Origin of the sequence: Actinoplanes aureus (genome assembly GCF_015704865.1) — a bacterium.
Taxonomy (GTDB): Bacteria; Actinomycetota; Actinomycetes; order Mycobacteriales; family Micromonosporaceae; genus Actinoplanes; species Actinoplanes aureus.
In genome coordinates, this window is the sequence record NZ_JADQTO010000063.1 from 1 (window position 1) to 10,501 (window position 10,501).

Annotated in this window: 9 protein-coding genes and 2 tRNA genes; 9 read left to right on the forward strand and 2 right to left on the reverse strand. The window is 66.7% G+C overall.

Annotated features, from left to right (window positions below; genetic code table 11):
* The 3 genes from I4J89_RS48500 to I4J89_RS48510 all read left to right on the forward strand — a co-directional run.
* Nucleotides 1–591: glycoside hydrolase family 43 protein (locus I4J89_RS48500; RefSeq protein ID WP_196421008.1), on the forward strand; the 591-nt coding region annotated here is incomplete at its 5' end.
* A gap of 139 nt (nt 592–730) precedes the next feature.
* Nucleotides 731–2,944 (forward strand): rhamnogalacturonan lyase family protein, encoded by a 2,214-nt coding sequence (locus I4J89_RS48505; protein WP_196421009.1) that lies wholly within the window; start codon nt 731–733, stop codon nt 2,942–2,944.
* Between the two features lie 273 nt (nt 2,945–3,217).
* On the forward strand, nt 3,218–3,430 hold the full coding sequence (locus I4J89_RS48510; RefSeq protein WP_196421010.1) for a hypothetical protein: 213 nt from the start codon (nt 3,218–3,220) through the stop codon (nt 3,428–3,430).
* A gap of 555 nt (nt 3,431–3,985) precedes the next feature.
* Here the strand turns inward: I4J89_RS48510 and I4J89_RS48515 are convergent.
* A tRNA-Gly gene (locus I4J89_RS48515) sits at nt 3,986–4,059 on the reverse strand.
* A gap of 131 nt (nt 4,060–4,190) precedes the next feature.
* Between I4J89_RS48515 and I4J89_RS48520 the strand changes: the two genes are divergently transcribed.
* The 6 genes from I4J89_RS48520 (at nt 4,191) to I4J89_RS48545 (ending at nt 9,685) form a co-directional block, all read left to right on the forward strand.
* Nucleotides 4,191–4,264 (forward strand) — tRNA-Pro (locus I4J89_RS48520).
* Nucleotides 4,265–4,301: 37 nt separating this feature from the next.
* Entirely contained in the window at nt 4,302–5,648 is a 1,347-nt protein-coding gene (gene tig / locus I4J89_RS48525) for a trigger factor (RefSeq protein ID WP_196421011.1), read from the forward strand.
* 206 nt (nt 5,649–5,854) lie between these two features.
* Nucleotides 5,855–6,487 carry a ClpP family protease gene (locus I4J89_RS48530; protein ID WP_196421012.1) on the forward strand — a complete coding sequence of 211 codons (633 nt, stop codon included), beginning with the start codon at nt 5,855–5,857 and terminating at the stop codon, nt 6,485–6,487.
* An 11-nt stretch (nt 6,488–6,498) separates the two neighbouring features.
* A complete protein-coding gene (locus I4J89_RS48535; protein WP_196421013.1) occupies nt 6,499–7,155 on the forward strand; it encodes an ATP-dependent Clp protease proteolytic subunit in 657 nt (218 codons plus the stop codon).
* 217 nt (nt 7,156–7,372) lie between these two features.
* On the forward strand, nt 7,373–8,665 hold the full coding sequence (gene clpX, locus I4J89_RS48540; RefSeq protein WP_196421014.1) for an ATP-dependent Clp protease ATP-binding subunit ClpX: 1,293 nt from the start codon (nt 7,373–7,375) through the stop codon (nt 8,663–8,665).
* 225 nt (nt 8,666–8,890) lie between these two features.
* Nucleotides 8,891–9,685, forward strand: a complete 795-nt coding sequence (locus I4J89_RS48545; RefSeq protein ID WP_196421015.1) for a carbon-nitrogen hydrolase family protein — start codon at nt 8,891–8,893, stop codon at nt 9,683–9,685.
* Nucleotides 9,686–9,702: 17 nt separating this feature from the next.
* Here I4J89_RS48545 and I4J89_RS48550 read toward each other — a convergent pair whose 3' ends face one another.
* Nucleotides 9,703–9,918 carry a hypothetical protein gene (locus tag I4J89_RS48550; RefSeq protein ID WP_196421016.1) on the reverse strand — a complete coding sequence of 72 codons (216 nt, stop codon included), beginning with the start codon at nt 9,916–9,918 and terminating at the stop codon, nt 9,703–9,705.
* Nucleotides 9,919–10,501: the final 583 nt, after the last annotated feature.

Below are 10,501 nucleotides of genomic sequence, written 5' to 3' on the forward strand. Positions count from 1 at the left end.
GACCTCGGCAACGAGTGGGCGCTGGACGCCAGCGTGCTCAAGGTGGGCAGCAACCTCTACCTGATGGGCACCTACAACGCCGGCGGCTCCTACGGCCAGTCCAACTTCATCCAGCGCCTGACCAACCCCTGGACCCTCAGCGGCTCCCGGGTCCGGCTCAGTTCGCCGACACTGTCCTGGGAACGGCAGACCGGCGCGGTCAACGAGGGCCCGGAACCGCTCTACCGCAACGGCCGGGTCATGGTCGTCTACTCCGCGTCGGCCTGCTGGGGGCCCGACTACAAGCTCGGCCTGCTCACCCTGACCGGCAGCGATCCGATGAATCCGGCGCACTGGACGAAGAGCCCGAACCCGGTGTTCCAGCGCAACGACGCCAACGGGGTCTTCGCGCCCGGCCACAACGGCTTCTTCAAGAGCCCCGACGGCACCGAGGACTGGATCGTCTACCACGCCAACGACTCCGCCGGCGGCGGCTGCGACATGAACCGCTCCACCCGGGCCCAGAAGTTCACCTGGAACGCCGACGGCACCCCCAACTTCGGCACCCCTGTCCGCCTCGGCGTCACCCTGACCGCACCCTCCGGCGAATGAAACACCACTCCCCGACGTCCACCGTCAGCATCGGCACCTGATTCCGTACCCCGCCTGTCCCCCCGAGGCAGGCGGGGCACCCCGTCCCCAACCACCTCGCCGGCGCGCCGTCCCCCCGCGCGCCAGAAGGGCATTCGCCATGCCACATCCCCGCAGAGTTCTCCTGATCGCGGCGACCAGCGCAGCGGTCACCGCCGCCTCCGGTCTCGTCACCCTCAATGCCTTCGCCGCTGCCGGATGCCGCATCCACTACACCGTCACCAACCAGTGGCAGGGCGGATTCGGCGCCGACGTCACCATCGACAACCTCGGCGACCCGATCCCGAACTGGACGCTGAACTTCACCTTCGGTCCCGGCCAGAGCATCACCCAGGCCTGGAACGCCTCGTTCATCCAGTCCGGCGCCGCCGTCACCGTGCGCGACGCCGGCTACAACGCCGCCATACCCACCAACGGCAGCGCCTCCTTCGGTTTCAACGGAGCGTTCAGCAGCGCCAACCCGGTCCCGACCGGCTTCACCCTCAACGGCACCGCCTGCACCGGTGGAGTCACCAACCCCTCCACCACACCGTCGAGTCCACAGCCGTCGGGTCCACAGCCGTCCAACCCGCCGCCGCAACCCGGGACGGGCCGGCAGATGGAACGACTGGATCGCGGTCTCGTCAGCGTTCGTTCCGGAAACGGCAATCTGGTGAGCTGGCGATGGTTGGCAGCCGACCCCTCCGACGTGGCCTTCAACATCTACCGCGACGGCACGAAGGCCAACGCGACGCCGATCACCGGATCGACGAACTACCTCGACTCGGGAGCCGGCTCCGGCGCGGCATACACCGTCCGTGCCGTGGTCGGCGGCACGGAGCAGGCGCCGTCACCGGCCGCGCTGCGATTCGCGGCCGGCTACCTCGACGTACCCATCCAGAACCCCGATCCGGCTCGCTACGCGGCCAACGACGCCAGCGTCGGCGACCTGGACGGCGACGGCCAACCGGATCTGGTGCTCAAATGGGACCCGCTGAACGCCAAGGACAATTCGCAGTCCGGCGTGACCGACCCGGTCTACCTCGACGGCTACAAGCTCAACGGCACCCGGCTGTGGCGGATCAACCTGGGCCGCAACATCCGCGCCGGAGCCCATTACACCCAATTCCAGGTGTACGACTACGACGGCGACGGGACCGCGGAAGTCGCGATGAAGACCGCCGACGGCACCGTCTCCGGAACCGGGCAGGTGATCGGTAACGCCAGTGCCGACCACCGCAACTCCGATGGATACGTCCTCGCCGGGCCGGAGTTCCTCACCGTCTTCAGCGGTCGCACCGGCGCGGTGCTGGCCACCACCAACTACGAGCCGCCGCGCGGCACCGTATCGTCCTGGGGCGACAACTACGGCAACCGGGCCGACCGGTTCCTCGCGGCCACCGCATACCTGGACGGCTCCCGGCCCAGCATCATCATGGCGCGCGGCTACTACACCCGCAGCGTCATCGTCGCCTGGGACTTCCGCAACGGCACCCTGACCCGGCGCTGGACCTTCGACAGCAGCGCCTCGGGCAACGGCTCATACGCCGCTCAGGGAAACCACAACCTGTCGGTCGCCGACGTCGACGCAGACGGCCGCGACGAAATCGTGTACGGGTCGATGGCCGTCGACGACAACGGCGCCCGGCTGTGGAACACCGGCAACGGACACGGCGACGCCATGCACGTCGGCGACCTCGATCCGGCCCGTCCGGGACTGGAGGTCTTCAAGGTCGACGAGGACGGCAGCAAACCGTCGTCCTGGTTCGCCGACGCCCGGACCGGTCAGGTCCTCTGGTCCACCCCGGCCTCCGGCGACAACGGCCGTGGCGTCTCCGCCGACGTCTGGGCCGGCAGCCCCGGCGCCGAATCGTGGTCCGCGGCACCGGTAGGACTGCGCTCCCCGAACGGAACCGTCGTCAACAACCGCAAACCCGGTTCGATGAACTTCCTGGCCTGGTGGGACGCCGACCCGGTACGGGAACTGCTCGACGGCAACCACATCGACAAATACGGCACCTCGGGCGACGCTCGCCTGCTCACCGCGGCCGGCGTGCACTCCAACAACGGCACCAAGTCCACGCCGTCACTGTCCGGCGACATCCTCGGCGACTGGCGCGAGGAGGTGATCTGGCCGACCGCGGACAACACCGCACTGCGCATCTACTCCACACCCGTTCCCACTGACCGGCGGATCACCACCTTGCTCCAGGACGCTCAGTACCGGGTAGCACTGGCCTGGCAGAACACGGCATACAACCAGCCCCCGCACCCCAGCTTCTTCATCGGCGTCGACATGCGCACGCCGCCACGCCCGACCATCCGCCAACCCTGACCGCGGGGTGTGATGTCTTGCCGTCGATCAATGCGGCAAGACATCACCCGGCATCCGTCAGCGTGCCGCGCTCACCCGGGTCAAGCCCTTAGGGCACCGTTGAGGCACTTGGCCCTTTTGTCGTTCGGTACCGAGCCGTGGTCGAGCGCCGGGGCGGCTGTCGCGACGTCGCTCGGTGACCAGACTTGGCAAGCGGGGTGGCCGAATCGTGCAAATCCGCCGATCGATCTAGATCTCTACCCAGAGTGTTGGCGTTGCTCGATAAGTGCGGGTATGTCTGTCGATGAGGTGGTCGCCTCGGGCGGTGCGGTCGACGACGTTGGCACCGCGTCACGGCCGGTTAAAGACAAACGTACGGGTGCCTCCTGGTCGATGGACGAGGCGGCCGAGATGGTGAAGCACCTGCGGGCCGGCTCGTCTGTCAAGGAACTGGCCGTGCTGTTGGCCGCACGTCTGGAGGGATCAAGGCGCGCCTGGCGCGCATGATCCCCACAGAGCAACACGTCTACCGATCCGACGCGGCGAACTGGCTGGTAGCCCGGTTCGAGGCCGAACCCGACTATGACTGGCGTACGGTCCTCGCCGATAGACTGGCGCAACGACGGCAACAGCCGACTGCACCGACCGTCCCGGTCACAATGGCCTGCCCTGCGGATACCGCTGCCCCAGCGTCCTCGGCGCCGCGGGCAGCCGACGCATCGTCACTGCCCCGTACCGCATCGCCGAACCCGGCCACGCCACACCAGGGCACCGGCGACCCAAGAGAAGCTATAGGCGTCCACCGACGCCCGCCCCATGACGAGGACCAGACGAGTCAGCAGCCGTCGCCGCGCACCGCACCTCGCGGTCGTCGGTGCGACGCTGACCCCCTCTTTGAGGTGACGAAGACGCTGGACGTCAAGCTGGTGTCTTCAGATTTCCGCCAGGGATGCGCGCGGCTGAGAAAGGCCTGGTCAGGCGGTCGCCTTCCCTAGCATCCGCTAAGTGGCCTAAGTCACTCATCGATGCGCAGTGCAAAATAGCTCTTGAGCAGGGCGAACTTGGAGCGGGCGACGAGAATCGAACTCGCGTAATCAGTTTGGAAGACTGAGGCTCTACCATTGAGCTACGCCCGCATGATCCCCGAGAACGTCCGGGGTTCGTGCACAGCTTACTGAATCATCTCCCGTCCGCGCGAACCGGATTCCCCAGCAGGTGACTCCAGCGCACACACACGCAGGCGGACCGCATACACTGGCCGACGCCACGGGGTGTGGCGCAGCTTGGTAGCGCACTCGCTTTGGGAGCGAGGGGCCGTGGGTTCAAATCCCGCCACCCCGACTGCCACCATCTATCCGCAGCAACAAGGAGTACGCCTGTGAAGAGCACCGTCGAGACTCTGAGCCCGACTCGGGTGAAGCTCGCCATCGAGGTGCCGTTCGACGAGCTCAAGCCGAGCCTGCAGAAGGCGTACCGGGAGATCGGCGCGCAGGTGCAGGTGCCGGGCTTCCGCAAGGGCAAGGTCCCAGCCGCGGTGATCGACCAGCGGGTCGGCCGGGGTGCGGTGCTCAACGAGGCGGTCCAGGAAGCCATTCCGCAGCAGATTCTTGCCGCGGTCCAGGAGCACGAGGTCAAGACGCTCGGACGTCCTGAGGTCGAGATCACCGAGTTCGCCGACAACGCGCCGCTGAAGTTCACGGCCGAGGTCGACGTTCGCCCGGAGATCACCGTCCCGGACCTCTCCGGCATCACCGTCACGGTTCCGGCCGTGGAGATCGGTGACAGCGAGATCGACGAGCAGATCAACGGCCTGCGCGAGCGCTTCGCCACGCTGAAGACCGTCGAGCGTGCTGCTGCGGAGGGCGACTACGTGCAGCTCGACCTCAACGCGACGGTCGACGGCGAAGAGGTGCCGGGCGGCTCGGCCACCAACATCTCCCACGAGGTCGGCAGCAAGCAGCTGCTGCCCGGTCTGGACGAGGTGCTGGTCGGCCTCTCCGCCGGCGAGGAGGCCACCTTCACCACCCAGCTCGTCGGCGGCGACTTCGCCGGCAGCGACGCCGAGGTGAAGGTCGTCGTGCGCACCGTCAAGGACAAGCAGCTGCCCGAGATCGACGACGAGTTCGCCCAGCTGGCGAGCGAGTTCGACACCCTCGAGGAGCTGCGCGGCGACCTGCGCGAGCGGCTCTCCCGGGTGAAGAAGGTCGAGCAGATCTACGCCGCCCGTGACGAGGCCCTCAAGCAGCTCGTCGAGGCGGCGAACATCCCGGCTCCGGAGGGCGTCGTCAAGGACGAGGTCGAGGGCCGCAAGCAGGCCATGACCGACCAGCTGGAGCGGATCGGCGCGACCCTGCAGGACTACCTGGCCTCGGAGGAGAAGACCGAGGAGCAGATCGAGCAGGAGCTGACCGAGGCGGCCCAGGAGGGCGTACGGATCCAGCTGCTCCTCGACACGGTCGCCGACGCCGAGGACGTTCAGGTCAGCGACGACGAGTTCGGTCACGAGATCGTGCACCGGGCTCAGCGCGCCCAGATGCAGCCGCAGCAGTACTACGACCAGCTGGTCCGCTCGGGTGCCGCGGCTGCCGTCTTCGGCGACGTGCGCCGGGGCAAGGCCCTCGCCTCCGTGATGGAGCAGGTCACGATGAAGGACAGCGACGGCAACGTCCTGTCCCTCGACGACCTGCGCAACGGCGACGACGAGCACGCCGGGCACAACCACTGAGGCAGGCACTTCACGGCCACCGCGCATCGCTCACGCATGCGCGGTGGCCGCTGTCTTTCGGGGGTACGCGCGAGCGCGGGTGCGCTGTCAGCGAACAGTCGCCCGAGCGGGAAGCTGATGCGCATCCGACCAGTTAGGTTGGTCGTACGACGGACAACCTGCCGGCCGGAACTCTCGGCCGACACAGTCAGCTGTGAAGGGCTGCCATGACCGATCTCCACATCCCCGCGAGCCCCTCGCTGCGCCGGGGCGAATCACTCAGTGGCAACCTCGACGATTCGGTCTACAACCGTCTGCTGCGTGAGCGGATCATCTTCCTCGGCAGCGAGGTGAGCGACGCGGTCGCCAACCGCATCTGCGCCCAGCTGCTACTGCTCTCCGCCGAAGACCCGGAGGCGGACATCCACCTCTGGATCAACTCGCCCGGTGGCTCGGTCTACTCGGGCATGGCGATCTACGACACGATGCAGTTCATCGACAACGACGTCTCCACCGTCGGGATGGGCATGGCCGCGTCGATGGGGCAGTTCCTGCTCTGCGCCGGCACCCCGGGCAAGCGGTACGCGTTGCCGCACGCGCGGATCATGATGCACCAGCCGTCCGGTGGCATGGGCGGCACCGCCGCCGACATCGCCATCCAGGCGGAGCAGATGCTGTACACCAAGCGTATGTTCCAGGAGCGGATCGCGTACCACACGGGACAGACTCCGGAGCAGATCGCGGCCGACTTCGACCGCGACCGTTGGTTCACGGCCACCGAGGCCAAGGACTATGGCTTCATCGACAAGGTGATCACCGGGGCCCAGCAGGTCCCGGACGGCGCCGGAACGCTGAACTGAGGAGCTGAACCATGACTGACCTGACCATGCCTCCCGGGTTCGCTCCGGTGCACAACCGCTACGTGCTGCCGTCGTTCTCCGAGCGCACCTCGTGGGGTGTCAAGGAGTCGAACCCGTACAACAAGATGTTCGAGGATCGGATCATCTTCCTCGGCGTCCAGGTGGACGACGCGTCGGCGAACGACGTGATGGCCCAGCTGCTGACGCTGGAGAGCACCGACCCGGACCGCGACATCTTGATGTACATCAACTCGCCCGGTGGCTCGTTCACGGCGATGACGGCCATCTACGACACCATGCAGTACGTGCGGCCGGACATCAGCACGGTGTGCCTGGGCCAGGCCGCCAGCGCCGCCGCGGTCCTGCTCGCCGGCGGCACTCCCGGCAAGCGGATGGCCCTGCCGCACTCGCGCATCATCATCCACCAGCCGGCCACCGAGGGTGGTTACGGCCAGGGCTCGGACATCGAGATCCAGGCCCGCGAGATCATGCGGATGCGGACCCAGCTGGAGGAGATGATTTCGCATCACTCCAACCAGTCGATCGAGAAGGTCCGCAAGGACATCGACCGCGACAAGATCATGACGGCGGCCGAGGCCAAGGAGTACGGCCTGGTCGACGTCGTCCTGGCGACCCGTAAGAAGAGCCTGCAGACCGTCGGCGTCTGAAGCTGAGTGTGTGGTGTCAGGGGTCGGCCCGGCGACAGTTAAACTGGCCGACCCCTGACACGCCCGTTTTGGGGGGTCGGAGAACAGCCCCTTTGCGGGTAACGTCGACTCCGCAGCCTCAGTTACGCGGGTCGGCGGACGATGAGATGGCAACGAGGCAATCCGTCCTCGGACATGGACCGGTTGACGGCCGGCAACCAAAGCAAGGAGAACGTAGGTGGCACGGATCGGTGACGGTGGCGACCTACTGAAGTGCTCCTTCTGTGGGAAGTCGCAGAAGCAGGTCAAAAAGCTCATCGCGGGCCCAGGGGTCTACATCTGCGACGAATGCATCGATCTCTGCAACGAGATCATCGAGGAGGAGCTGGCCGAAACCGGCGAGGTGAAGTGGGAAGAGCTTCCCAAGCCGATGGAGATCTGCCAGTTCCTGGACAACTACGTTGTCGGCCAGGAGCAGGCGAAGAAGGCCCTCTCCGTGGCGGTCTACAACCACTACAAGCGGATCCAGGCGGAGTCGAGCGGCGCGCCCGGCGGTGGCAGCGACGTCGAGGTCGCCAAGTCCAACATCATGCTCATCGGCCCCACCGGTTGCGGTAAGACGCACCTGGCGCAGACCCTGGCCCGGATGCTCAACGTGCCGTTCGCCATCGCGGACGCCACGGCGCTGACCGAGGCCGGCTACGTCGGCGAGGACGTCGAGAACATCCTGCTCAAGCTCATCCAGGCGGCGGACTACGACGTCAAGCGCGCCGAGCAGGGCATCATCTACATCGACGAGGTCGACAAGATCGCCCGTAAGAGCGAGAACCCGTCGATCACCCGGGACGTCTCCGGCGAGGGCGTGCAGCAGGCCCTGCTCAAGATCCTCGAGGGTACGGTGGCGAACGTTCCGCCGCAGGGCGGCCGCAAGCACCCGCACCAGGAGTTCATCCAGATCGACACGACAAACGTGCTGTTCATCGTCGGCGGCGCCTTCGCGGGGCTGGACCGGATAATCGAGCAGCGGGTCGGTCAGAGCGGCGTCGGCTTCGGTGCCCGCCTGCGGTCGATCTCGGAGCGGAACACCGACGACATCTTCAGCAAGGTCATGCCGGAGGACATGCTGAAGTTCGGGCTGATCCCCGAGTTCATCGGCCGGCTCCCGGTCATCACGACCGTGCGGAACCTGGACCGGGACGCGCTCATCAAGATCCTCACTGAGCCGCGCAACGCCTACGTGAAGCAGTACCAGCGTCTCTTCGAGCTGGACGGCGTGGAGCTGGAGTTCGACGACGGTGCCCTGCAGGCCATCGCCGACCAGGCCATGCTCCGCGGCACCGGCGCTCGTGGTCTCCGCGCGATCATGGAAGAGGTCCTCCTCTCCGTGATGTACGAGGTGCCCAGCAACCCGGACGCCGCTCGCGTAGTGATCACTCGCGAGGTCGTCCTGGAGAACGTGAACCCGACGATCGTCCCGCGCGAGTTCGTCGGCCGGCGTCGCCGTCCCGACCGCGAGGAGAAGTCCGCCTGACCGGATGGTGCCCGCATCAGTGCGGGACGCAGTCCGTTTGATTCGCGGCCACGAAGCAGTCTTTCCGCCACCGCCGTCCCACTGGGGCGGCGGTGGCGGCGTTTGCAGGCCAGGTAAAGGCGCTCGTTGGCGACTACGTCAGCCCGGCGGTGGCCCTGGGGCCTGGCGCCGTGCTCAGCTCCCAGGGGACGTCGGGGACTCTGCGGACGCCGTACCCTCGAATTCATGCGCGTCGCCGTCTGCCAGCTGAACGCACGTGAAGACCGTGCCCACAACCTTGCCGTTGCTCGGGGATTGCTCGAGCGAGCCGCCGCAGGCGGCGCCGAACTCGCGGTCCTGCCGGAGTACGTCGATTTCCTCGGCCGGTCGGCCGACGTACCCAAGCCCGAGCCGGTCGACGGCGAGTTCGGGGCGTTCTTCGCCGCGGCCGCGCGCGAGCTCGGCATCTGGGTGCATGCCGGCTCGTTCCACGAGGTCGGCCCGGACGAGAGCCGGACCTTCAACACCACCTTGCTCTTCGCGCCGGACGGTGCGCTTGCTGCGACCTACCGCAAGATCCATCTGTACGACGTGGAGATCGCCGGTCGAGTCTCCTACCAAGAGTCGCGGACGGTGGCGCCCGGTGACCGCACCGTGGTGGCGGAGATCAACGGTGTTCCCACCGGCCTCAGCACCTGCTACGACCTGCGCTTCCCCGAGTTGTACCGGCAGCTCGCGGTGGCTGGCGCCAAGATTCTGGTGGTGCCCGCGGCCTTCATGCTGCACACCGGCCGGGACCACTGGGAGGTGCTTCTCCGCGCCCGGGCGATCGAGAATCAGTGCTATGTCCTGGCCGCCGGACAGATCGGCGATCACGAGCCGGGGCGCACCTGTTTCGGTCGCAGCATGATCATCGACCCGTGGGGGACGGTGCTGGCCCAGGCTCCGGACACGGTGGGCGTCACCCTCGCTGACCTGGACATGGACCGGCTGGAGACCATCCGCGCGGAGCTGCCCAGCCTGGCGAACCGGCGGCTGTGATCAAGGTGTAGCCGGCGTCACAAACTCTCCACGAGGTAGCTGACGACGGCCAGACCGACCACCGCGCCGCCCAGCAAAAGAAGCGCCCCTCCCATCCGGGAGGGGCCTCTCAGGAACAGCCGGTGGACCGAGACGACCACTGTGACCAGCACAAGCACGCCGATCACGAGTTGCCAGAGCGGCACCAGCAGGCCGAGGAACGCGTCGACCGCCAGCGTCTCGGATGCGTCCATAACGCCACTCTGTCACGGTTTCCCTTCGGCGTGTGCCGCCGCGCCGCCGAGGCGGGCACGGGCGTCGATTTGCGGTCACCCGGCCGGGTCCCGTAACTTCTTCTCTGCCCGCGGGAAACCGGTACGGAGAGCCACGAAAGTGACAAATCCGGAAGGCGACACGGGGGCCGCTGAGAGCGAGCTATGCTTGACTTCAGCGCCGGGCGGTGCGACTTGAGGTTCAAGAAATTGAATTTGCAGCCGCGAGGCCGACCGGGTAGAGTGACACAGCCGGCAGGGAGCCGGGCGGATTGATCGGATAACGATCGTCGGCCGGTCTGCTTGAGCCACTCTTCCCCCTAGCGGGGAAACCACTTGGGCGATGCCAACAGGGTCCCGGATTCTGTGCGGCGAAAACGACCAGGTAAGCTTGAACGGTTGCCTTGAGGGCGAACCTCTGATGAGGTTCATTCTCGATGTGCGGTTGTTCTTTGAGAACTCAACAGGGTGCTTGATAAGCCAGTGCCATTTATGGCAATACCCCGGCCCGTCGTTTAGGCGATGGGTTGAGGATTCCTTTGGCAATCTTTGATTGCCGGGACGC

Excerpts from the sequence above, each read along its gene's own strand:
- I4J89_RS48530 (WP_196421012.1), top strand. The coding sequence starts at position 5,855 with ATGACCGATCTCCACATCCCCGCGAGCCCCTCGCTGCGCCGGGGCGAA.
- I4J89_RS48545 (WP_196421015.1), top strand. The coding sequence starts at position 8,891 with ATGCGCGTCGCCGTCTGCCAGCTGAACGCACGTGAAGACCGTGCCCAC.
- I4J89_RS48505 (WP_196421009.1), top strand. The coding sequence starts at position 731 with ATGCCACATCCCCGCAGAGTTCTCCTGATCGCGGCGACCAGCGCAGCG.
- I4J89_RS48550 (WP_196421016.1), bottom strand. The coding sequence starts at position 9,918 with ATGGACGCATCCGAGACGCTGGCGGTCGACGCGTTCCTCGGCCTGCTG.
- I4J89_RS48535 (WP_196421013.1), top strand. The coding sequence starts at position 6,499 with ATGACTGACCTGACCATGCCTCCCGGGTTCGCTCCGGTGCACAACCGC.
- I4J89_RS48510 (WP_196421010.1), top strand. The coding sequence starts at position 3,218 with ATGTCTGTCGATGAGGTGGTCGCCTCGGGCGGTGCGGTCGACGACGTT.